We start from the raw sequence: 20,794 nt of genomic DNA, 5'->3' as shown, positions 1-20,794 counted from the left end.
GATCCGTTACATCCTCTCCGGTGCAGTGACGCCGAGCAGGTGCAGGCCGTTGGCGATCACGGTGCGGGTGGCGTCGTTGAGCCAGAGCCGGGCGCGGTGCAGGTCGGTGATCTCCTCGTCGCCCTGCGGCGCGATCCGGCAGTTGTCGTAGAACCGGTGGTACGCCGGTGCGACGCTCTCCTCCAGGTAGCGCGCCACCCGGTGCGGCTCGCGCAGCTCGGCGGCGGTGGCCACCACGGCGGGGAACTCGGCGAGCGCCTTGAGCAGCTCGTTCTCCTTCTCGTGGCCGAGCAGCTCGGGGTGGAAGCTCTCCCCGTCGCCCCGGGTCAGGCCGACCTCGGCGGCGTTGCGCGCCGCCCCGGCGGTCCGGGCGGCGACGTACTGGACGTAGTAGACCGGGTTGTCGTTCTTGGCCCGGGTCCACAGCTCCACGTCGATGTCGATGGGCGAGTCGGCCGAGTAGCGGGCCAGCGCGTACCGGGAGGCGTCCACACCGATCGCCTCGACCAGGTCCTCCAGAGTGATGACCGTGCCGGCCCGCTTGCTCATCCGCATCGGCTGCCCGTCGCGGACCAGGTTGACCAGCTGGCCGATGAGGATCTCCAGGTTGCGCTCCGGGTCGTCGCCGAAACACGCGGCCATCGCCTTCATCCGGCCGATGTAGCCGTGGTGGTCGGCGCCCAGCATGATCACGACCCGCTCGAAGCCGCGCTCGCGCTTGTCGAGGTAGTAGGCGCAGTCGGCGGCGAAGTAGGTCCACTCACCGTTGGACTTGCGCAGCACCCGGTCCTTGTCGTCGCCGAACTCGGTGGTGCGCAGCCAGGTTGCGCCCTCGGCCTCGAAGACGTGGCCCTGCTCCCGCAGCCGGGCCAGGGCGAGGTCCAGCTCGCCCCGGTCGTGCAGGTCCTTCTCGTTGAAGTACGTGTCGAACTCGACCCCGAAGTCACGCAGCGACGAGCGGATCTCGTCGAACATCAGCGCGACGCCCTCGACCCGGAACACCTCCTGGGCGCCGGCGTCGTCGAGGGAGAGCACGTCCGGCCGGCGGGCCTGGACCTCCGCGGCGATCTCCGAGATGTACGCCCCGCCGTAGCCGTCCTCCGGCACGGCCTCGCCCTTCGCCGCGGCCAGCAGCGACCGGGCGAACCTGTCGATCTGGGAACCGGCGTCGTTGAAGTAGTACTCGGTGCCGACGTCGGCGCCGGTGGCCCGCAGGAGGCGGCTCAGCGCGTCGCCGACCGCGGCCCACCGCACCCCACCGATGTGTACCGGGCCGGTGGGGTTGGCGGAGACGAACTCCAGGTTGATCCGCTGCCCGGCGAGCCGCTCGCTGCGGCCGTACTCCACACCGGCCTCGACGATCACGCGGGCGAGCTGCCCGGCGGCGGCCGCGTCCAACCGGATGTTGAGGAAGCCGGGCCCGGCGATCTCCACGGACTTGACGCCCGGCGCCTTGCCCAGCTCCTCGGCGAGCGCACTCGCCAGCTCCCGCGGCGGCTGGCCGACCTTCTTGCTCAGCTGCAACGCCAGCGTCGAGGCGTAGTCGCCGTGCTCCGGGTTTCGGGGTCGCTCGACGGTGGTCTCCCCCGGCAGCACGGAGGGGTCCAGACCCCGTTGGGTGAAGACGGCGTGGGCTGCGGCGAGGACGACCTCGGCGAGTTCTGCGGGAGTCACCGATCCATGTTATCGGGGGTAGACTCGGTCCCCGCGGCGGCGACCCGTTGTGCGTACCAGACCCGCCGGCTCCCTGACCGACCGACCTGACGAGGCACGATGAGCATCAGCACCCCGGGCGGCGAGCAGCGCCGTCCGACCGTGGTCAGCACGGGCAAGAAGCCGGCCGCGGGTCGGCCGGCGTCCGGCGCCAAGGCCGGATCCGGCAAGCCGACCGCCACCCGGTCCGGCGGAGGCAAGGGCCCCCGCAAGCCGATCGCCCCGGTCAAGGTCAGCCAGGGCCGCGCCAAGGGCCCGATCATCCTCTTCGCCGTCGTGGGCCTGGTCGCGGTCGGCATCATCGGTTTCGGCGCCTGGGCCGCGTTCCAGGGCTCCAAGCCGTGGGAGGAGCGGGCCGACGCGATCAGCGGCATCGTCAACTACCGCAAGAAGGACCCGGAGCTGGTCAAGGGCAGCAACCACCAGCCCGGCCCGATCAAGTACACGATCTCGCCGCCGGTGGCCGGCCCGCACAACCAGGCCTGGCAGAACTGCATGGGCGACGTCTACGACGCCCCGATCGCCAACGAGCACGCGGTGCACAGCCTGGAGCACGGCTCGATCTGGATCACCTACCGCCCCGACCTTCCGGCCGACCAGGTCGCCAAGCTCGCCGACAAGGTGCGGGGCAACGAGAAGATGCTCATGAGCCCGTTCGAGGGCCTGGACAAGCCGATCTCGCTGCAGGCCTGGGGCTACCAGCTCAAGCTCGACAACGCCGACGACAGCCGGATCGACGAGTTCATCAAGACGCTGCGGGTGAACGCCTCGATCGAGGGCCCGACCGCGCTGTGCAACCAGGGCATCACCGCCACCGGCACCACGCCGCATGACGACGGTGTGCAGATGCCGACCCAGTAAGGATCATGATGACGGCTCCCGCCACCCTTGACAGCTCATCCGATGCCCCGGCCGCCGACGGCGGCCGGGGGTCCCGCCCCCGCCTCGGCCTGGTGGGAATCGCCGTCGCCGTCGTGGTCGCCCTGCTCCTCGGGTACGCCGGGGGCCTACTGACCCCCCGGCTGACCCGCCCCGGCGACGACTCGGTCGAGGCCGGCTTCGCCCGGGACATGACCGCCCACCACGCGCAGGCGGTCGAGATGGGGATGCTGGCCTTCCAGCGCGGCACCGACCCCGAGGTACGCCAGATCGGCGGCGACATCGCCAGCGGCCAGCAGGGCGAGATCGGCATCATGCAGACCTGGCTGCGCAGCTGGGGGCTGGATCCGACCGGTTCGCAGCCGCGCATGGCGTGGATGCCGGACGGCGCGAGCCTGGTCAAGAACGGGCTGATGCCGGGCATGGCCACGCCTCAGGAGATGGAGCAGCTGCGCGGGGCGCAGGGCCGGGAGTTCGACCTCCTGTTCCTGAACATGATGATCAATCATCATCTGGGTGGCGTCCACATGATCGACGGCGTGCTCGACGCCGGCGACGAACCGGAGGTGCTCCGGACGGCGCAGATCATGAAGAACACCCAGCAGACCGACCTCACCAACCTCCAGAACGCGAAGAAGCGCCTCGGCGGCTGACGCCTCCGGGGCGCGCCCCCGCCCCGCCAACGGCCCCCCGGCGCCCCCTCTCCCCCGGCCCGGCCCCGCCCGTCCCGGGCACTCTCCTCACCGCGACACTCCCCCGCACCCGGCGCTCCCTCACTCCCGGCTCCGCGCCCGTCCCGGACACTCCCTCACCGCGGCACTCCCCCACACCCGGCGCTCCCCCACTCCCGGCTCCGCGCCCGTCCCGGGCACCCCCTCACCGCGGCACCCCCTCACCGCGGCGCTCCCTCACTCCGGCGCTCCCTCACTCCGGCGCTCGCTCCGGCGCTCGGCCACTCCCGGGCGCGGAGCCGGACAACTCCGTCCAGCCCAGCGGACGCGAAGGTCAACTCGACTTCCTTGAAGTCGGGGGATCCGGGCACCCGGGACAGCCCGACATACCCGCATCTCGAGTCCGGCGGGCGAGGCTCCGACCCGGTCCTGGCTGGGTCTCCGGCTGTCCCGGGCACAGGATGACAACTGCCACTCACTTTTGGGCGGTCTGCCCGATTACGTGTGTTAGAGAGTTTTCTCCACACATATCGTGACCAGTTGCGATTCGGGCTCGTTGCCCAAGACGTGGGGGTTGCACTGAGAGACGCACGGCGTTCGGTCACCAGCTGGTGCCGGCGCCACACCATCGGCGGTGACGGGGCGGTGGCAGCCGCCCGTCGCGGACAGCGGCAGGGCGAGCCGGGGATGCTCAGTCGCGAACAGGAACTCGAACTGATCGACACCCTACGAGGCGTCCATCCGGACCAGTTCGAACTGGGCGAGGAGCTCTGGACGCGGCAGAGCCTGACCGCCCTCATCCAACGGCAGTTCGACCTGCCGATGGACGCCGGCGCGGTCGGGGCGTACCTGCGGGCCTGGGGGTTGGGTCCGCGGGAGCCTCGCGAACGCGCCTGCGGGCTCTGCGTGGGCGCGGTCGAGCGCTGGGTACGCAGCGAGTACCCAGCGATCACCCGGGCCGCTCAGGAGCACCTCGCCGAGGTCTACTGGATCGGCCGGGTCCGACTGCGCGGCACGATGCCCGCGGCGGACGTGGTCTCCGCCGTCTCCTCCCGCGGCCGGGTCCGATTCATGATCACCACACCGGACGTCGACCCGCCGCTGCCACGCGACTTCGTCCTGCGCCTGAGCGGCGAGGAGCAGCGCACCGTGCACCTGATCGTGGACGGGTCCTGGGCCCGCAACGAGTGGCCGCGCCGGCTGCCCCGACGGATCACGCTGCACCCGCTACCCAGCTGCGGCCGCACCCAAGCCGCCTGACCCAACCCCTCCCCCACCCTCCGGAAACGCCTGCGGCGAGGGCAGGGCGGCGGGAGTCGGCTGGGTGCGGAGAGGGTAACTGAGCAGGGATGACACGCACGGCGGATACCGATTCGTTGTTCGTGCAGGGTGTTTGCTAGTCTTTCCCAGTCGCTGAGCCCCCGTAGCTCAGGGGATAGAGCACCGCCCTCCGGAGGCGGGGGCGCAGGTTCGAATCCTGCCGGGGGCACCACCGATGAGAAACACGAAAGGCCGCTGACCAGCACTCCTGGCAGCGGCCTTTGTCGTACGCGTGGCTTGCCCGACCGCTTTCCGCTCTCCTGTCGGCCAGGTCACGCCTTTCCTCCTCGCCGGACGCCCGACCGAGGCCGAACTGTCGCCGACCCGACCCGACCGGCCTCAATCACGTCTGCGCGCGGCCAGGCCGGCAATGGTCAGGATGATTCCGCCAAGGACGAGCGCGTAGCACAGAAGTTGCAGCATGCCGCCGCCGATGTTGGGACCGCCCCACTGCTCGGGGAACTATCTCTCGCCCAGAGGTGTGCCAGTGCTCCGATCAGACCCGTGGTTGCCATCAACGCGCCGAGCTTGATCAGCCGCACGGCGAGTCTCCCTCAGGACGACCCCGCGCTGGGTCCCTCACCGGCCCAACAACGTAGCCAACCCGCCCCGGTCGCCCAGGCACGCGAAGCTTCGCGCACAAACTCCAGCGGCCAGGAGGACAGGCCCTACGAAGAAGGCCGCCGCCAGGGGTACTGGACGGCGGCCTCTTCGGACGGGGACGGTCTCGGACCGACCCGAGACGGATCCGGGACGGGTCCGGGCCGACCCGTGACGGATCCTGGGCGGGTCCGGGCCGACCCGCGTCGGACCCCGGACGGGCCCGGGCCGACCCGCGTCGGTCGGCGGGGTCAGAGGGTCTTGACGAGCCCGCCGTCGATGACGATGTCGCTACCGGTGATGTAGGAGGCAGCGGGGCTGGCCAGGAACACCACCAGGCGAGCGATCTCCTCGGCGGTGCCGAACCGGCCGAGCTTGATCCCGCCGAGGCCGTCGGCCATCGCCTGCATCGCGCCCTGCATGTCGGTGCCCATGGCTGTGGAGAGTTGATCGCCGAGCCCACCTGGCGCGGTCCAGAGCGGGGTCTTCACGGGGCCGGGCGACACGGTGTTGACGCGGATGCCCTGGGGCGCGAACTCGGCTGACAGCGACTTGCCGAGGTTGGTCATCGCGGCCTTGGTTGCGGAGTAGTCCACCACGCTGGGGTCGGGCAGCGACGCGTTGACGGAGCCGACGTTGACGATCGCACCGCCACCGCGCCCGAGGAGCGCGGGCACCGCGGCGCGGGTGGCCCGCACCGCGGAGAGCAGGTTGAGCTCGACACTCCGCAGCCAGTCGTCGTCGCCGACCGAGAGGAATCCGCCGAGCCAGGGACCACCGTTGGTGAGCCCGCCCATGTTGTTGACCAGCACATCCAGGCCGCCGAACCGCTCGATGGCGGTGGCCACCAGCCGGCCCGGGCCCTCTGCGGTGGACAGGTCGACGTCGACCGTCGCGAGAACCTTGTCGGAGGCCAGTCCGGCGAGGTCGATGCTGGCGCTGCGGCTGCCCGCGACCACCCGCGCGCCCGCGTCGAGCAGTTCGCGGGTGACGGCGGCCCCGATGCCCTTGCCGGCACCGGTCACGACCGCGACTTTATCGGTTAGATCCACCACTACAGACATTTTCTATCCTTATTTCTTGATCGATCGGTCAAAAAAATGGGTACGCCGAAGCCATGCCCGAGGGACGAGCGAGACCTCCGAGGGACGAGCGAGACCTCAGGGGTGAAGCATCGCCAAGGCGGTGTCCAGCGCTCGGATCAGAGTGGCCCGGTCGGTGCCGCCCGCCTCCATCACCCGCATGCCCTGGATCGTGGCCACGGTCAGCGCCGCCCAGCCGGTCAGGTCGACCGTGTCGGCCACCAGGCCGGCCGCCCGGCTGCGCTGCGCCGCCTCCAACAGGGCGGTCTCCAGGCCGGCGAACGCCGCCGTGACCCGGGAACGGACCGCGGAGTCCTCACCGGCCCGCTCGGCTGCCGCAGCGACCAGGAAACACCCTCGTGGGTCATCGGCGCAGCTGCCGTCCACCAGCGGCAGGATCGCCTCCCGCAACGCCACCCGAACGTCGACGTTGCCGGACAGCGCCTCCACCAGGGGAAGGAAGAAGTGCTCGCGGTAGCGGTCGAGCGCCGCCAGGTAGAGCTTCTGCTTGTCGCCGAACGCCAGGTACAGCGACTGACGCCCGACGCCCGTAGCCTCGGTCAGGTCCGACAACGACGCGCCCTCGTACCCGCGCTCCCAGAACGTCCGCATAGCGGCCTCCAGCGCCGCGTCGACGTCGAACTCCCTCGCTCGCCCCATGACGCCACGCTACAACTTTCTTGACTGACCAGTCAACAAAGCTCGACGTGGATCAGCTCACGCCGGTGGTGCGGAAACGACGCTGGTAGACCGAGGGTGGGATGCCGTACGTCGTGGTGAACACCCGCCGCAGCGTCTCGTCGCTGCCGAACCCGCTGCGCCGGGCCGCGTCACCGACCGTGTCCCCCTGCTCCAGGAACACCCGAGCAGCCTCGATGCGCGCCAACTCCAGGTAACGGCCGGGCGTGAGACCGAGCTCCTGCTGGAAGATCCGCCGCAGGTGCCGGGGCGTCACCGTCGCGTCGCGCGCCATCGCCTCGATCGGGTACGGCCGGGCCGGGTCGGCGGCCACTCGGTCGATCACCCGGCGCAGCCGCTGGTCGCCACTCGGCGGGAGGTCCTGCCGGACGGAGAACTGGGACTGCCCGCCCGGGCGCTGCATGAACACGACGAGTTCCCGGGCCACCTCCCGGGCCGGCCCGGCACCGTGGTCCGCCTCGACGAGGGCGAGCGCGAGGTCGATCCCGGCGGTCACCCCGGCGCTGGTGAGCAGGCGGCCGCTTTGTACGTAGATGGCGTCGGGTCGCACCTCGACCTGCGGGAACTCGGCCCGCAACCGCTCCGCGTGCCGCCAGTGGGTGGTCGCCGGGTGCCCGTCCAGCCACCCCGTCCGGGCCAGTACGAACGCCCCGGTGCAGACCGCGGCGAGGCGGGTGTCCGGCCGGACCAGGCGGCCCAGGCGGGCCCGTACGTCTGCCGTGTCGGGCAGCGCGGACAGGTCGTCGGCGCCGGTGAGCACGAGCGTGTCCACCGGGTCGGCCTCGTCGAGGGTGGTGTCGGCGGTGAGCCGCACACCCGAGGAGGTGCGTACCTGCACGGACCGCCAGCCGATCAGTTGCACGGTGTAGTGGGCGCCGCGCCGGGTAGCCGCGTCGAACACGTCCACCGGCCCCGACAGGTCGAGCAACTGCATCCCGTCGAAGACCACCACACCGACGCGGTGCGGGCCCTGCCCGGCCATCCGCCGTACCCCCTCCGGTTCCGGGGCGGTCAGCCCGCGTCCCGGCCCACCATGTCCGTATCTGTGGAGTGCTTGTCCCCAGGGACATGGCCCGTCGAGTGTAGCCCCGGCAGCATCGGTGCCGAAGCGGGCGGCCACCAGCCGGCCCAGCACGGAAGGAAGCTCGGATGACCGAGATCATCGCCGGGATCACCATCCCGGACACACCGCTCGTCGCCGCCGCGACCGAACTGGTCCGCAAGGCCACCGACGACCTGCTCTACCACCACTCCCGCCGCGTGTTCCTCTTCGGCTCGCTCCAGGGCGAACGCCGCGGCCTCTCCCCCGACCCGGAGCTGCTCTACGTCGGCGCGATGTTCCACGATCTCGGCCTCACCGGCGAGTACGGGAGCACCGATCTGCGCTTCGAGGTCGACGGGGCGAAGGCGGCGGAGCGGTTCCTGCTCGACCACGGCCGCTCCGCCGAGGAGGCGCGCAAGGTCTGGCTCGCCGTGGCGCTGCACACCACGCCCGGCGTACCCGAGCACCTGGACCCGGAGATCGCCCTGGTGACCGCCGGTGTGGAGACCGACGTGCTGGGCATCGGCTACCGCGACCTCGACCCGGCACGGATCGCCGAGGTGACCGCCGCCCACCCGCGCCCCGACTTCAAGCGCCAGATCCTGGCGGCGTTCAACCAGGGCGTGGCGCACCGGCCGCACACCACGTTCGGCACGGTGAACGACGACGTGCTCGCGCACTTCGACCCGTCGTTCGTACGGGAGGACTTCGTGCAGATCATCCTCGGCAACGACTGGCCCGAGTGAGCCGGAGTGTGCCCGGCGTCAGCCTGTCTGACGCCGGGCACGGGCCCGGCGCTTGCCCTCGTGCATCGCCTGCACTCGGGCGATCGGAATGGCCCGCCCCTCCTCGACCAGGTCGGCCGGGAGGGGCTGCGGTGCCGGCATCAGGTCGAGCCACGGGTCGCGGGCCGCGACCAGCCCCGGGACGGTACGCACGGTGAAGTCGCCCGGCGTGACGTCCGGCAGGGCGGCCCACTCGACGGGGAAGGAGACCGGCAGTCCCGGCCGCAACCGCGGGCTGTACGCGGCCACGACGGTGGCCCCGCCCGCCCGGGTGGAGTCGACGAAGACCCGACCGCCCCGGTCCTCCCGGATGAAGGCGGTGGTGGCCAGCGCCGGGTCCAGCCGCTCGGCGCGGGCCGCCAGCGCCCGGGTGGCGGCCGCCATCTGCTCCGCGTCGGCGCCGGCTTCGACGGGCACGAAGACGTGCACACCCTTGGCGCCGCTGGTCTTCACCGCGCCGGCCAGGCCGGAATCGGTCAGCGCCTGCCGTACCAGCAGTGCGGCTGCCACCGCCGCGGGGAACGAGTCCCCCTCCGGCGGGTCGAGGTCGAGCACCAGGTGGGTGGGCCGATCGAGCCGGCCCGCCTGGGCCAGCGTCGGGTGGTACTCGACGGCCCGCTGGTTGGCGAACCAGAGCAGGGTCCGGCGATCGTCGCAGAGCGCGTACGACACCTCCCGCCGCGACGCCTCCGCCCAGACCGGCACCCGCCGCACCCACTCCGGGGTGTACTTCGGCAGGTTCTTCTGCATGAACGGCGCCTGCCCGCGCAGCGCCCGGATCACCGACAGCGGCCGGTCCCGCAGCTGCGGGAGGATCCGTTCGCTGATCGTGTCGAGGTAGTCGACCAGGTCGCGCTTGCTGGCCCCGTCGACGACCGGCTGATCCAGGTTGGTCAGCGACACCCCGTCCCGGGTCTCCTCCGCCGCTCCCATCAGCCCACCTTCCCGTTCGTCGGGGCGGCGGTCAACCGGACACGACGGGACGCGTCGCAGCGATCGGGGTCACGCGACCGACTGACCCGCCCCCCCTGTGGGGAAGGCCACGGTTTTCGTCTGACCGATCGGTCAGGGTCTGACCGATCGGTCAGGCATGCTGGTCAACGGAGGTGACCGGCATGCGACGGGCAGAACCGGAGACCCGCGGGGAGATCCTGGCCGCGGCGACGCGACGCTTCGCGGCGACCGGCTACCGGGGCACTTCGCTCCAGGACATCGCCACCGAGGTGGGCTGCTCGAAAGCCACCGTGCTCTACCACTTCGCGAACAAGGAAGCCCTGCTCACCGAACTGATGGCTCCGGCCATCACGGAACTTCAGGCGCTCGACGACGCCCTGACCGGGTTGACCGGTCGCGCGGCGCAGCAGACCGCAGCCGATGGGTTCGTCGACCTCGCGGTCCGCTTCCGGCGGGAGATCGCCCTCATCCGTGGCGAGTTCCCCGAGCTGCTGCGGCAGCCGGAGTTCGCGCACATCCAGCGGATCTCCGAGCGGCTGCGGGACGCCCTCGCCGGCAACACCGACCGACCGGCCGCGCAGGTCGCGGCGCTGGTGCTGCTCGCCGGCATCTCCGAGACGTGCGCGGAGTTCGTCGACATGCCCGACGCCGAACTGCGTCCCGCGCTGCTCGCGCTCGCCCGGCGAGCTCTCGAACCCGTACCTGAACACCCGACCCAGGACAAGGAAACCTGATGGCGACCCTGCTCTACCGGCTCGGCCGGGGCTCGATGCGTCGGCGGCGACTCGTCGTCGCGATCTGGCTCGTCGTGCTCGTCGGCCTCGGCCTGGCCGCCGCGTTCCTGCGCGGCCCGACGGCGAGCAACTTCACCATGCCCGGCACCGAATCCCAGCGGGCCCTCGACCTGCTCTCCCAGCAGTTCCCGGCCGCCAGCGGCGCCACCGGGACGATCGCGGTGAAGGCGCCCGCGGACGGCCAGCTGGCCACGCCGCAGGGGCAGGCCGTGGTCAAGGAGATCATCCAGGAGGCGACCGCCGTACCGGGCGTGGTCGGCGCGGTCGACCCGCTGGCCGTCGGCGCGGTCTCCCCCGACGGCCAGTACGCCCTGGTCCAGGTGCAGTTCGCCGGTGGCGCCGACGAGGTGGACGACGCGCAGCGCGCCGCGTACGAGAAGGTCGGCGCGAGCGCCGAGGCGCAGGGCTGGCAAGTGGCCCCCGGCGGCGAGGTGCTGGGCGGCGAACCGGAGGTGGGTTCGACCGAGGCGATCGGTGTGGCGGTGGCCGCGGTCGTCCTGGTCGTCACGTTCGGTTCGCTGGTGGCGGCCGGAATGACCATGCTCAACGCCCTGATCGGCGTCGCCGTCGGCATGGCCGGCCTCTTCGCGCTCAGCAGCACCGTCGAGTTGACCAGCACCGCGCCGATCCTCGCGCTGATGCTCGGTCTCGCGGTCGGTATCGACTACTCGCTGTTCATCACGTCCCGTCACCGGCAGAACCTGCTCGACGGGCTGCCACCGGACGAGGCCGTCGGCCGCGCCGTCGGCACGGCGGGTTCCGCCGTCGTCTTCGCCGGGGCGACGGTGGTGATCGCGCTGGCGGGCCTGGCCGTGGTCGACATCCCGTTCCTGACCGTCATGGGTCTCGCCGCGGCGGGCACGGTCACCGTCGCGGTGCTCGTCGCGATCACCCTCCAGCCGGCGCTGCTCGGTTTCGCCGGCCGCAAGGTGCTCCCCCGCCGCGTGCGCGGCACCGTGCCGGCCCTCGACGGCGACGGCCTCGCTCAGGGGCTGCGCGGGGCCGGACCGGGCACGCTGGTCGACGGCGTCGCGGCCCGCCACCCGGGTGCGGGCAAGCCGGCCGGGAACCGCTCCGGTTTCGGGTTCCGCTGGGCCCGGCTGGTCAGCCGGCTCCGCGTACCGGTGATCCTGGTCGGGCTGCTCGGCCTGGGACTGCTCGCGATCCCCACCTCGGACATGCGGCTCGCCCTGCCGGACGCCGGCACGGCCGCGGTCGGCTCACCGGCGCGGGTGTCGAACGACCTGATCACCGAGGGTTTCGGCCCGGGCTTCACCGGTCGGCTGGCCGTGGTGGTGGCCGGTGACACGCCGCAGGCCACGGCGGCCGCCGTACCGCAGGTCACCGCCCTGGTCCAGCGCACCGACGACGTGCTCGCGGTGGCACCGCCGCAGCTCAGCCCCGACGGGCGTACGGCCCTGCTCGGTGTGGTGCCGAAGACCGGGCCCACCGACGCCGCCACGGAGACGCTGGTGCACGACATCCGGCACGCCGTCGGCGGGATCCAGGACGTGGACGTGCTGCTGACCGGCGCCACCGCGATCGGCATCGACGTCTCGGAGAAGCTCGCCGACGCCCTCCCGATCTACCTGGTGCTGGTCGTCGGGCTCTCCGTCCTGCTGCTGATGCTGGTCTTCCGCTCGCTGCTGGTGCCGGTCAAGGCCGCGCTGGGCTTCCTGCTCACCGTCGCGGCGACCTTCGGCATCACGGTCGCGGTCTTCCAGCAGGGCCACCTCGCCGACCTGGTCGGCCTCGACACCCCGGGGCCGCTGATCAGCTTCCTGCCGATCCTGCTGATCGGCATCCTGTTCGGCCTGGCCATGGATTACGAGGTCTTCCTCGTCTCTCGGATGCGGGAGGACTTCGTGCACGGTGACACCGCGCAGCAGGCGACGATCAACGGCATGGGGCACGGCGCGCGGGTGGTCACCGCGGCCGCGCTGATCATGATCTCGGTCTTCGGCGGCTTCGTCTTCTTCCTCCACGACCCGGTGATCAAGTCGATCGGCTTCGCGCTCGCCGTCGGCGTGGCCATCGACGCCTTCGTGGTCCGGATGACCATCGTGCCGGCGGTGATGTCACTGCTGGGCAGTCGCGCCTGGTGGCTGCCGAAGTGGCTCGCGCGGGCGCTGCCGAACGTCGACATCGAGGGCGAGGGTCTCCGCGCCCACCTGGCCGACCGCGAGCCCGCCTCGGCCGGCCGCCCTGGTTGAGCCCGCGGTCCAGCCGGCGTCGCGACGGCGCCGGCTGGCGTCGTGACAGCGCCGGCTGGCGTCGCCCTTCCGGTAGGCCGTCACGCGCTGTCGAGCTGCCCCAGATCTGGGGCAGCTCGACAGCAACAGGGACGCAGCAGCGGCGGGCCCGGCCGGCGCCGGTCACACCCCGGCGGGATAGGTCTCCATCTCCCCGGTGGTGCTGACCGCCGGCAGTGGGTGCAGCGCCGTGGTGTCGTCGCACCAGATGAAGGCGTCGTACCGCTCGCCCAGCCGGGTCGGCACGTAGTTGCCCCACGACTCGAAGGTCGGGTCGTAGACCACCCCGATCGCCCGGTGGTCGGCGGTGTCGGTGGCCCACCCGGGCTGGTCGTCGCCGCCGAACACGAGCACCGCCCGCTCCGGCATCAACTCGTGCAGCCGTCGCTCGATCGAACCGGGCCGGGCCGGTGGCACCACCATCGCCTCGGCCGGTGAACCCCAGCGCGGCGCGGCGATCACGGCCCCCTGGTAGCAGCCGAAGCCGATCAGGGCCACCGCGTCGGCACCGTGCCGTTCCCGGGCCAACTGCCCGATGTTGACCATTCCCTCCGCCGTCATGTCGGTGGCCCGCGCGTCGCCCACGTGCGTGTTGTGCGCCCACACCACACCTCGCGCGCCCGGGCCGTACCGGTCGAGCAGCCGGTCCAGGGTGTCCTGCATGTGGATGTCCCGGATGTTCCAGGACTCCGGGCCGCCGGCCACCATCGCCCGGTAGTACCGCTCCGCGCCGGCCACCACCTCGGCGTTCTGCCAGGCCGAGAAGCGGTCCTGGCCGTCGGCGAGCGCCTGCTCGCGCGTACGGGCCAGCAACCGGACCACCTCCTCCTCGCACCGCGAGGAGACGAACCGGCTCGCGATGCCGTACTCCTCGGGGCGCCTACCGTACGGCTCGAAACAGCGGTACGCGTCCTGTGCGACCTCCAGCCCCGCCGGGTCCTCCTCACCCAGGTAGTCGAAGATCGCCTGCATCGACTCCCACAGGCTGTAGACGTCCAGCCCGTGGAAGCCGGCCCGCTGCCCCTCCGGCCGCTGCGCGTTCCAGGCTCGCAACCAGCCGGAGAAACGCGCGACCTCGGCGTTCGCCCACATCCAGGTGGGCCAGCGCTCGAACCGCTCGAGCGCGACCAACGGCTCGACGATCCCACCGGGCGCAGCGGTGACCGAACGGTGCACCCGGTCGCAGTCCGGCCAGTCGCCCTCGACGGCCACGAACGAGAACCCGCACTCCGCGATGAGTCGCCGGGTGAGCTGCTCGCGGAGCCGGTAGAAGTCGTAGGTCCCGTGGGTGGCTTCGCCGATCATCACTATCCGGGCGTCCCGGACGCGCTCCAGCAGGGGGTTGAAGTCGCTCGGCGCGCCGAGCCGCTGAACCAGCATGCCAGCGGCTACCCGGCGGGTCGGCGGGCAAACCGGCGGCGTGCCGAGGTGCGCCGGGCCGCCGCACCTCGGCACGACCCGGCGGCGTGCACCGTCGGACGGCCGGCACACCGCCGGTGTGCCGGCGCGCTGAACGGGTAGCCGCCGGACATGACCGTCACCGGGGTGCAGTGGCAGGAACTCCTGGCCGGGCTCGACTACCCGGTCTCCCGCGAGGACCTGGTCCGCTGGGGGCAGGAGAACGGGGCCAGTACGGAGATGTTGCAGATGCTGCGGGCCCTGCCGGCCGAGCAGTTCGACTCACCTGCCGAGCTGCACGAGACACTCGGCACGCTGGCCTGACCCGCGGTGGCGGCCCGGCCGGCGGGGCCCTCAGCGCGCGTGCAGAAGGCGGAACAGCACCAGCCACTGCTCCGGCCAGACGTACCCGACCGGCGTGCTCGGGTCCAGCCGGGTGGCCCGCAGCGCCGCCGACACCCGACCCGGTGGATACCGTCGTCGCAGCGAGGCCGCGAGGGAGCCACCGGCGCCACCGAACCCCAACTCCACCATCCGGCGGTACGCGGGCAGGGCGGCCGGGGCGACCAGCGGCTCCGGCCGCCGTTCGATCCGCAGGATGCCCGCGTCCACAGTGGGCACCGGACGGAACGCCGTACGGGACAGCCGTCCGGCGAGTTGCCAGGAGAACTCCGGCCAGGTCAGCACGGTGAGCCGGGACCAGCGGCCGTAGTCGCCGCTGCGCCGGCGCGCGTACTCCAGTTGGGTGAGCAGCGTCGCGGCGCGCAGCTGCGAGGCCGCCAGGCACCACCGGACCACCGCCGAGGTCAGCGACCAGGGAATGTTGCCGACCACCGTGAACGGCTCGCCGGGCGGCTCGGCGGTGAGGAAGTCGGCCTGCCGGTGCCGGGCGTTCGGCAGTCCGGCGCAGACGGCGGCCAGTTCGGCTCCGGCGGCGGGATCGACCTCGTACGCCACGAGCCGCCCGCACCGGGCGGCGAGCGGACGGGTCAGCTGGCCTCGACCGGCGCCGACCTCCAGCACGAGGCCGGCCCGGTCGGGGGCCGCCGACCGGACGACCCTGGCGATGGCGGCCGGATCGGCGAGGAAGTTCTGCGAAAGTACGCGACGGTTCCGGTCGCGTTCGGTTGCTCGGGTACGGCGGGGCGCCACGTGTCGTCGTCCTGTCTGTCGCCCTTGCGGCGACGAGCGGACAGGCAGCCCGGAGCGGGGCCTGTCCGAGTGGATGGGGACTCGGACGGCCCTGGAGAGTGGCGCGGGAATGCGCCCTGCGTCAGAGGCGGGTCGCGTCCCGGCCCACCAGGGCCGGACGCCGGACTCGCGGACGGGACGCCAAAAGGGGGCCCCGGGCGGCCGGCGTGCCGACCACCTGGATCAGGGCGTGCGTGAACATGACCGCAAGCTAACCCGTGCTCCGGCACACCGCCAGCGAATTACCACAGGCGTCCGCCGCACCCCGGAACTCCGACGTCGACGAAGCCGGCCAGCCGCTGCCCGACTCGCCACGCGGTTTCGCCCTGATCTCCGACACCCACCTCAACCCCGCCGCGCCGGCCCGCACGGACACCATGCGGGCGGTGTTCCAGGCAATCACCGAGCGCGACCCGGCCGCCGTGCTGCACTGCGGGGACATCACGGACTCCGGTTCGCCCGCGCAGATCGCGCTCTACCGGTCCACCGTCCCGGCCGCACTCGCCGACCGCATCCGGTACACCCCCGGCAACCACGAGGTGCGCTGGGACGTGTCCGCCAAGGAGGAGTACCTCCGCGCCTTCGGCGCCGCCCCGCAGTCGTTCGACGTCGCCGGGGTGCACGTGGTCGCGCTCGACCCGACGATGCTGCTCCAGGAGCCCGGCCACTTCGGCGGGGCCCTGCTGGACTGGCTGGAGAAGGACCTACGCAAGGTCCGGAAGAACACCCCGATCGTGATCTTCCAGCACCACCCGGTGGGCGACGCCTGGTACTACGCCGACGACCAGGACCGCTTCCTGGAGCTGGTGCGACGGTTCGACGTACGGGTGGTCTTCGCCGGGCACGTGCACGCCGAGGCGGTACGGCCGATGAACGGCCTCGTGGAGATCACTCTCAAGGCGGTGAAGGACAGCCCGCACTACTACTGGGCCGAGCGGACTTACGACGACGGCGGCGTGCCGCAACTGGTGGTGACCCGGGTCGACCTGCTCGCCACCGGCAGCACCACCACCACTGTCGCCACCGTCGCGCTGGCCGGAGACGGGCCCGCCGCCGAGGTGGAGCCGCGCACCGTCCACGTCGCCGCCGCCGGTGCGGCGTTCGACGTACGGGCCACCTTCGGGAACCGGGCCCCGACGGCCGTGCGCGCCCAGGTGCTGCCGGAGACCGGCTTCAGCGGCACCGTCAACGCCCCGTTCACCGAGCTGACCCGCACCGGGGCGAACTGGCGGGCCGCGCTGGACGCCTCGGCCCTGCCGCCCGGCACGCACCAGGTGCGGCTGCGTACGGTCGCCGCCGACGGGAGCTGGTGGGACACCGTCCGTACGGTCGAACTGCCCGGTGCCGTCCCCCGAGTGGCCTGGGAGAACGGGCTCGACGGCGCGGTGCAGGGTGCACTCGGCGCAGCAGCCGACCTGGTGGTCGCGGGCTCGACCGGAGGTGTCGTCACCGCCTGGTCGGTTGGACGCGGCCGGGCGAGGCAGCGGTGGACCACCCGCACCGGACCGGTCTACCGGGAACCGGTGGTGGCCGGCCCGACCGTCTTCGTGCCCGGCGCCGACCACACGGTGACCGCGCTCGACGCCGCCACCGGCAGGCGCCGCTGGCAGATCCGTACGGCCGAACCGGTCCTCTCCACGCCCGCACTGGGCCACGTCGACGGCGTCGACGTGCTCCTGGTCGCGGCCGGCACGACGCTGCTCTCGCTCGATCCGGCCACCGGCCGCGAGCACTGGCGGACCACCATCGGCGGGTTCGCCGCCGGCCGCCCGGCCTGCGACGGCGAACGGGTGTACGTCGGCGCGGGGGACTCCCGCGCCCACGCGTTCGACGCCCGGACCGGCGCCCCGCTGTGGACCTTCACCACCCGGGCGACGACCGACCCGAACACGGCCCTGCTCTACGACCCGTGGGACGACCGCACGGTGCTGGTGCCGAACGGCCCCGTCGTCGTCTCCTCGGTCTCCGCCACCTGGGGCCTGGACCGATCGACCGGTCAGGCGCTCTGGTCGGTCTCCGGCTCGTCGATGTACGCGGGCCCGCGGCTGGCCACCGTCGGCGGCTCGACCGCGCTGCTGCTGATCCAGGAGCGCGGCGCCACGCTGCTGGTCGACCCGGTCACCGGGGCGACCCGCTGGCAGACTCAGCTCGGCTTTCCGGTCTTCAACTCCGGCGCGGTGGTCGACGGCGAGATTGCGTGGGTGCTCGGCGCCAACAGCCAGCTCGGCGCGCTGGACCTGACCAGCGGCAGGCTGGACCGGCTGGTGAAGCTCGGCACCGGTTACAGCTTCTCCACGCCGGTGCTGGCGGGTGGTCAGTTGGTGGCCGCCGACCAGAACGGCCGCGTACGCGGCGTCGACCTCGGCTGACAACGCACGGGGCCCTGGCCGGACGCGGTGCGTCCGGCCGGGGCCCCGACGACTCTGGTCAGGCGGGAACGCTGACCGTACGGGACTCGGCGCGGGCGGTCTCGGCGGCGGCCAGCACGGCCACCACCTCCCGGCCGAAGCGCACGTCGCAGCGGTGGTCGCGGGTACCCGCGGCGATCTCCTCGAGCAGCTGGTCGATCGCCACCCCGAAGGCGACGTGCGGCTCGTACTGGCCGTCCGGCACGGTCTCGATGCCGTTCTCGCCGTAGAAGACGAACTCGCGGGTCACCGCCTCGGGCGGGGCGTCCAGCGTCAGCGAGGCGCCGCTGGTGGCGCCGCCGGCGTGGGTGAGCAGCAGGTGCACGAGGCCGTTCGGCCCGTCCACCGCGGCCACCTTCTCCACCCGGCCCATCACCGGCAGGATGATCGACAGAGCGTGCGGGCCGACGTCCCAGAGCGCGCCGTGGTCCCGCCGCCACTGGGACGCGCCGTACGGGCTGCCCGGCTGGTAGATCGCGGAGAACATGATCGTCTTCGCGTGCTGCCAGCCGCCGGCCGCTGCGGTGGACGCGACGAAGGCGGCCACGTTCGGCTGGAACCGCTGGGTGAAGAAGACCACCGAGGCGACCCCGGCGGACTGGGCGGCCTCCACCACCCGGTCGGCGTCGGCGAGGCTCAGCGACAGCGGCTTGTCCAGCAGCAGGTGCCGTCCAGCGGCGGCCGCCCGGGTCGCGATGTCCGCCTGGATGTCCGGCGGCAGGGCGACAGCCGCCGCGTCGCACGCCTCGATCAAGGCGTCGACGTCGTCGAAGGCCGGTACGCCGTACCGGTCGGCCAGCGCCGCGGCCCGCTCCGGGTTCCGCCCCCACACCCCGGCCAGCTCGGCGCGCGGGTGCGCGTCGAGCGCCGCCCCGTGCGTCTCCGCCGCCCAGTGACCGGTGCCGAACAAACCGAATCGCAGCACGTGAACCCCCGCCCTAGTCATCCCCGCGGCAAGGCCGCGGCCGTGATCCACGCTAGTCGCCCGATCCGGTCCGCGCGGCAACGGGGGCAGGTCGGGGCGGGGCCGAGCAGCCGTTACTACGACGGTTAGTAGGCTGTGCCGGTGACCGAGCCATGGACCGAGGTGGTCCCGATGACCGTCGCCGCCGCGACGGGATCGCCGGTGGACGGGCTCCTCGCCACCGCGTCGATCGTGCTGTCGCTCCTGCTCGCGGTCTGGAGCCTGGTGTCCGCGATGCGCAACCGGCCGCCGGATCGCTGGCAGCTGATCGGGTTGGGCGTCCTGGAGCTGCTGCTGCTCGCGCTGGCGGTGGTGGCTCTGGTCGCCATCGCCGGAGGTGACCGACCGGGCGAGCCGGGTGCCTTCTTCGGCTATCTGGTGACGCTGGTCTGCCTGCCGCCGCTGGCGGCGGTGCTGGCCCGGATGGAGCCGACCCGCTGGGGTTCGGCGATCGTCTGCGCGGTGTGCCTGGTGACCCCGGTCGTCGTGGTCCGGCTACAGCAGACCTGGGAGGTGCTCGGTGGTTGACACGGCTACGCCGCGGCGTACCACGAACCGCGGTCCCGGACGACTGCTGATCGCCGTCTACATCCTCTTCGCGATCGCGGCGACCTCCCGGGCACTGCTCCAGATCGTGACGAAGTTCGACGAGGCGCCGGTGGCGTACGCGCTCTCCGCGGTGGCCGCGCTGATCTACATCGTGGCGGCGATCGGGCTGGCCCGGGCCGGTCACGCCGGCCGTCGGCTGGCCCTGGTGTGCTGTTCCGTGGAGCTGGTCGGCGTGGTGGTGGTCGGCATCCTCAGCCTGGCCGACAAGGCTCTCTTCCCGGACGAGACGGTCTGGTCGCAGTTCGGCAGCGGCTACGGCTACATCCCGCTGCTCCTGCCCCTGCTCGGCCTCGTCTGGCTCTACCGCACCCGCCCCACAACCCCCTAACCTCACCCCTCGATCGGCCTCTTTCACGGAAAGAGTGGCCATGGCGAGCGGAATGGCCACTCTTTCCGTGAAGGAGTGGCCATTCGCGTCCCGGGGGTGGGTGGGGGTCAGGCCTTGGGGCCGCCGGCTACGTAGATGACCTGGCCGGAGACGAACGACGAGCGCTCGTCCACCAGGAACGAGATGGTGTGGGCGACGTCCTCGGGACGGCCCACCCGGCGTACCGGGATCTCCGCGATCGCGTGCTTCTGCAGCTCGGCGAAGTCCACCTTCATCCGGGCGGCGGTCGCCGCGGTCATGTCGGTGACGATGAACCCGGGGGCGACGGCGTTGACGGTGACGCCGAACGGGCCCAGCTCGATGGCGAGGGTCTTGGTGAGGCCCTGCAGACCGGCCTTCGCGGCGGAGTAGTTGGCCTGGCCACGGTTGCCCAACGCCGAGGTGCTGGAGAGGTTGACGATCCGGCCCCACCTGCGTTCGACCATGTGCCGCTGGGCGGCCTGGCTGAACAGGAAGGCACCGCGCAGGTGCACGCCCATCACCGTGTCCCAGTCGGCGTCGGACATCTTGAACAGCAGGTTGTCCCGGAGCACTCCGGCGTTGTTGACCAACACGGTCGGCGGTCCCAGCTCGGCGGCAACCCGATCCACGGCCGCCTCCACCTGGCCCCGGTCCGCGACATCCGCACCAACGCCGAGCGCACGACCGCCGGCTGCCACGATCGCGTCGACCGTCTCCTTCGTAGCCGACTCCTCGATGTCGACCACGGCGACGGCCATGCCGTCGGTGGCGAGCCGGCGTGCGGTGGCCGCGCCGATACCACGCGCGGCTCCGGTGACGATGGCGACGCGGAGCTCCTCCGACATGCTTACCTCCCGGTAACTTGGGCTCGATCGAAGGAGCTTAACCCCCGCCCGCCCTCGGGCGTCAGGCCGAGAAACCCCGCTGCTCGTCACCGAGACGGACCGAACGGAGGGGCGGCCTGCCGCACCGGGTCACCGGCCCGCGCCGCCGCACACCGACGTCCGCCTATTCACGGAATGATCTTTCCCGCGTAGCGTGACGTTCCGTCCCCCGACAGGCACCCCCCGCCCTGCTCTGCCCG

19 protein-coding genes and 1 tRNA gene are annotated in these 20,794 nt (G+C 72.1%); 11 read left to right on the top strand and 9 right to left on the bottom strand.

The genetic code is table 11. The annotated features are described in order from the left end of the window. Positions 1 to 6: 6 nt before the first annotated feature. Positions 7 to 1,674: an arginine--tRNA ligase gene (gene argS, locus AB0F98_RS07790; protein WP_357730315.1), complete on the bottom strand. Its 1,668-nt coding sequence runs from the start codon at positions 1,672 to 1,674 to the stop codon at positions 7 to 9. A 99-nt stretch (positions 1,675 to 1,773) separates the two neighbouring features. Between argS and AB0F98_RS07785 the strand changes: the two genes are divergently transcribed. The 4 genes from AB0F98_RS07785 to AB0F98_RS07770 all read left to right on the top strand — a co-directional run bounded on the left by AB0F98_RS07785 (position 1,774) and on the right by AB0F98_RS07770 (position 4,755). Continuing rightward, positions 1,774 to 2,574: a DUF3105 domain-containing protein gene (locus AB0F98_RS07785; protein WP_076471981.1), complete on the top strand. Its 801-nt coding sequence runs from the start codon at positions 1,774 to 1,776 to the stop codon at positions 2,572 to 2,574. An 8-nt stretch (positions 2,575 to 2,582) separates the two neighbouring features. Then, positions 2,583 to 3,245, top strand: coding sequence for a DUF305 domain-containing protein (locus AB0F98_RS07780; RefSeq protein WP_357730311.1), 663 nt, complete (start codon positions 2,583 to 2,585; stop codon positions 3,243 to 3,245). Positions 3,246 to 3,830: 585 nt separating this feature from the next. Continuing rightward, positions 3,831 to 4,523, top strand: a complete 693-nt coding sequence (locus tag AB0F98_RS07775) for a winged helix-turn-helix domain-containing protein (RefSeq protein ID WP_076471985.1) — start codon at positions 3,831 to 3,833, stop codon at positions 4,521 to 4,523. A gap of 157 nt (positions 4,524 to 4,680) precedes the next feature. Then, positions 4,681 to 4,755, top strand: a tRNA-Arg gene (locus AB0F98_RS07770). A gap of 679 nt (positions 4,756 to 5,434) precedes the next feature. Here AB0F98_RS07770 and AB0F98_RS07765 read toward each other — a convergent pair. The 3 genes from AB0F98_RS07765 to AB0F98_RS07755 form a co-directional block, all read right to left on the bottom strand. Further along, on the bottom strand, positions 5,435 to 6,247 hold the full coding sequence (locus tag AB0F98_RS07765) for an oxidoreductase (protein WP_357730307.1): 813 nt from the start codon (positions 6,245 to 6,247) through the stop codon (positions 5,435 to 5,437). Positions 6,248 to 6,343: 96 nt separating this feature from the next. Further along, positions 6,344 to 6,925 carry a TetR/AcrR family transcriptional regulator gene (locus AB0F98_RS07760; RefSeq protein ID WP_357730304.1) on the bottom strand — a complete coding sequence of 194 codons (582 nt, stop codon included), beginning with the start codon at positions 6,923 to 6,925 and terminating at the stop codon, positions 6,344 to 6,346. A 52-nt stretch (positions 6,926 to 6,977) separates the two neighbouring features. After that, positions 6,978 to 7,946 (bottom strand): GlxA family transcriptional regulator, encoded by a 969-nt coding sequence (locus tag AB0F98_RS07755; RefSeq protein WP_357730301.1) that lies wholly within the window; start codon positions 7,944 to 7,946, stop codon positions 6,978 to 6,980. 167 nt (positions 7,947 to 8,113) lie between these two features. On the opposite strand from AB0F98_RS07755, the gene AB0F98_RS07750 reads away from it, so the two are divergent. Further along, on the top strand, positions 8,114 to 8,752 hold the full coding sequence (locus AB0F98_RS07750; protein ID WP_357730298.1) for an HD domain-containing protein: 639 nt from the start codon (positions 8,114 to 8,116) through the stop codon (positions 8,750 to 8,752). Between the two features lie 18 nt (positions 8,753 to 8,770). Here the strand turns inward: AB0F98_RS07750 and AB0F98_RS07745 are convergent, their stop codons facing one another. Then, positions 8,771 to 9,724, bottom strand: a complete 954-nt coding sequence (locus AB0F98_RS07745) for an ATP-dependent DNA ligase (RefSeq protein ID WP_357730295.1) — start codon at positions 9,722 to 9,724, stop codon at positions 8,771 to 8,773. 182 nt (positions 9,725 to 9,906) lie between these two features. Here AB0F98_RS07745 and AB0F98_RS07740 point away from each other — a divergent pair, with 182 nt between their 5' ends. Both AB0F98_RS07740 and AB0F98_RS07735 read left to right on the top strand, forming a co-directional pair. Then, positions 9,907 to 10,479 carry a TetR/AcrR family transcriptional regulator gene (locus AB0F98_RS07740; RefSeq protein WP_357730292.1) on the top strand — a complete coding sequence of 191 codons (573 nt, stop codon included), beginning with the start codon at positions 9,907 to 9,909 and terminating at the stop codon, positions 10,477 to 10,479. Continuing rightward, positions 10,479 to 12,752, top strand: coding sequence for an MMPL family transporter (locus AB0F98_RS07735; RefSeq protein WP_357730289.1), 2,274 nt, complete (start codon positions 10,479 to 10,481; stop codon positions 12,750 to 12,752). The genes AB0F98_RS07740 and AB0F98_RS07735 overlap by 1 nt, the downstream gene beginning before the upstream one ends. A gap of 162 nt (positions 12,753 to 12,914) precedes the next feature. Here AB0F98_RS07735 and AB0F98_RS07730 read toward each other — a convergent pair whose 3' ends face one another. Continuing rightward, on the bottom strand, positions 12,915 to 14,171 hold the full coding sequence (locus AB0F98_RS07730) for an erythromycin esterase family protein (protein ID WP_357730286.1): 1,257 nt from the start codon (positions 14,169 to 14,171) through the stop codon (positions 12,915 to 12,917). A gap of 150 nt (positions 14,172 to 14,321) precedes the next feature. On the opposite strand from AB0F98_RS07730, the gene AB0F98_RS07725 reads away from it, so the two are divergent. Then, positions 14,322 to 14,513, top strand: coding sequence for a DUF2795 domain-containing protein (locus tag AB0F98_RS07725; RefSeq protein ID WP_357730283.1), 192 nt, complete (start codon positions 14,322 to 14,324; stop codon positions 14,511 to 14,513). Positions 14,514 to 14,543: 30 nt separating this feature from the next. On the opposite strand, the gene erm is transcribed toward AB0F98_RS07725, so the two are convergent. Further along, complete coding sequence (gene erm / locus AB0F98_RS07720) at positions 14,544 to 15,341, bottom strand: ErmE/ErmH/ErmO/ErmR family 23S rRNA (adenine(2058)-N(6))-methyltransferase (RefSeq protein WP_357730280.1); 798 nt, start codon at positions 15,339 to 15,341, stop codon at positions 14,544 to 14,546. Positions 15,342 to 15,598: 257 nt separating this feature from the next. Between erm and AB0F98_RS07715 the strand changes: the two genes are divergently transcribed. Continuing rightward, positions 15,599 to 17,749: a PQQ-binding-like beta-propeller repeat protein gene (locus AB0F98_RS07715; protein WP_357730277.1), complete on the top strand. Its 2,151-nt coding sequence runs from the start codon at positions 15,599 to 15,601 to the stop codon at positions 17,747 to 17,749. A gap of 58 nt (positions 17,750 to 17,807) precedes the next feature. On the opposite strand, the gene AB0F98_RS07710 is transcribed toward AB0F98_RS07715, so the two are convergent. Then, positions 17,808 to 18,713, bottom strand: a complete 906-nt coding sequence (locus tag AB0F98_RS07710) for a Gfo/Idh/MocA family oxidoreductase (RefSeq protein WP_357730274.1) — start codon at positions 18,711 to 18,713, stop codon at positions 17,808 to 17,810. A 171-nt stretch (positions 18,714 to 18,884) separates the two neighbouring features. On the opposite strand from AB0F98_RS07710, the gene AB0F98_RS07705 reads away from it, so the two are divergent. Both AB0F98_RS07705 and AB0F98_RS07700 read left to right on the top strand, forming a co-directional pair. Continuing rightward, the gene (locus AB0F98_RS07705; protein WP_357730918.1) at positions 18,885 to 19,280 is read left to right on the top strand and encodes a hypothetical protein; all 396 of its coding nucleotides are present in this window, start codon (positions 18,885 to 18,887) and stop codon (positions 19,278 to 19,280) included. Then, positions 19,273 to 19,689 carry a hypothetical protein gene (locus AB0F98_RS07700; RefSeq protein ID WP_357730271.1) on the top strand — a complete coding sequence of 139 codons (417 nt, stop codon included), beginning with the start codon at positions 19,273 to 19,275 and terminating at the stop codon, positions 19,687 to 19,689. The genes AB0F98_RS07705 and AB0F98_RS07700 overlap by 8 nt, the downstream gene beginning before the upstream one ends. A gap of 107 nt (positions 19,690 to 19,796) precedes the next feature. Here AB0F98_RS07700 and fabG read toward each other — a convergent pair whose 3' ends face one another. After that, positions 19,797 to 20,555 (bottom strand): 3-oxoacyl-ACP reductase FabG, encoded by a 759-nt coding sequence (gene fabG, locus AB0F98_RS07695; protein ID WP_357730268.1) that lies wholly within the window; start codon positions 20,553 to 20,555, stop codon positions 19,797 to 19,799. Between the last annotated feature and the right edge of the window lie 239 nt (positions 20,556 to 20,794).

This window comes from Micromonospora sp. NPDC023737, assembly GCF_040639715.1.
GTDB lineage: Bacteria > Actinomycetota > Actinomycetes > Mycobacteriales > Micromonosporaceae > Micromonospora.
This window is presented reverse-complemented; position numbering and strand designations above follow the sequence as displayed.

Coding starts and splice junctions, on each gene's coding strand:
- AB0F98_RS07725 (WP_357730283.1), top strand. CDS start 14,322: ATGACCGTCACCGGGGTGCAGTGGCAGGAACTCCTGGCCGGGCTCGAC.
- AB0F98_RS07740 (WP_357730292.1), top strand. CDS start 9,907: ATGCGACGGGCAGAACCGGAGACCCGCGGGGAGATCCTGGCCGCGGCG.
- AB0F98_RS07705 (WP_357730918.1), top strand. CDS start 18,885: ATGACCGTCGCCGCCGCGACGGGATCGCCGGTGGACGGGCTCCTCGCC.
- fabG (WP_357730268.1), bottom strand. CDS start 20,555: ATGTCGGAGGAGCTCCGCGTCGCCATCGTCACCGGAGCCGCGCGTGGT.
- AB0F98_RS07755 (WP_357730301.1), bottom strand. CDS start 7,946: ATGGCCGGGCAGGGCCCGCACCGCGTCGGTGTGGTGGTCTTCGACGGG.
- AB0F98_RS07765 (WP_357730307.1), bottom strand. CDS start 6,247: ATGTCTGTAGTGGTGGATCTAACCGATAAAGTCGCGGTCGTGACCGGT.
- AB0F98_RS07745 (WP_357730295.1), bottom strand. CDS start 9,724: ATGGGAGCGGCGGAGGAGACCCGGGACGGGGTGTCGCTGACCAACCTG.
- AB0F98_RS07735 (WP_357730289.1), top strand. CDS start 10,479: ATGGCGACCCTGCTCTACCGGCTCGGCCGGGGCTCGATGCGTCGGCGG.
- AB0F98_RS07730 (WP_357730286.1), bottom strand. CDS start 14,171: ATGCTGGTTCAGCGGCTCGGCGCGCCGAGCGACTTCAACCCCCTGCTG.
- AB0F98_RS07750 (WP_357730298.1), top strand. CDS start 8,114: ATGACCGAGATCATCGCCGGGATCACCATCCCGGACACACCGCTCGTC.
- AB0F98_RS07780 (WP_357730311.1), top strand. CDS start 2,583: ATGACGGCTCCCGCCACCCTTGACAGCTCATCCGATGCCCCGGCCGCC.
- AB0F98_RS07760 (WP_357730304.1), bottom strand. CDS start 6,925: ATGGGGCGAGCGAGGGAGTTCGACGTCGACGCGGCGCTGGAGGCCGCT.
- AB0F98_RS07785 (WP_076471981.1), top strand. CDS start 1,774: ATGAGCATCAGCACCCCGGGCGGCGAGCAGCGCCGTCCGACCGTGGTC.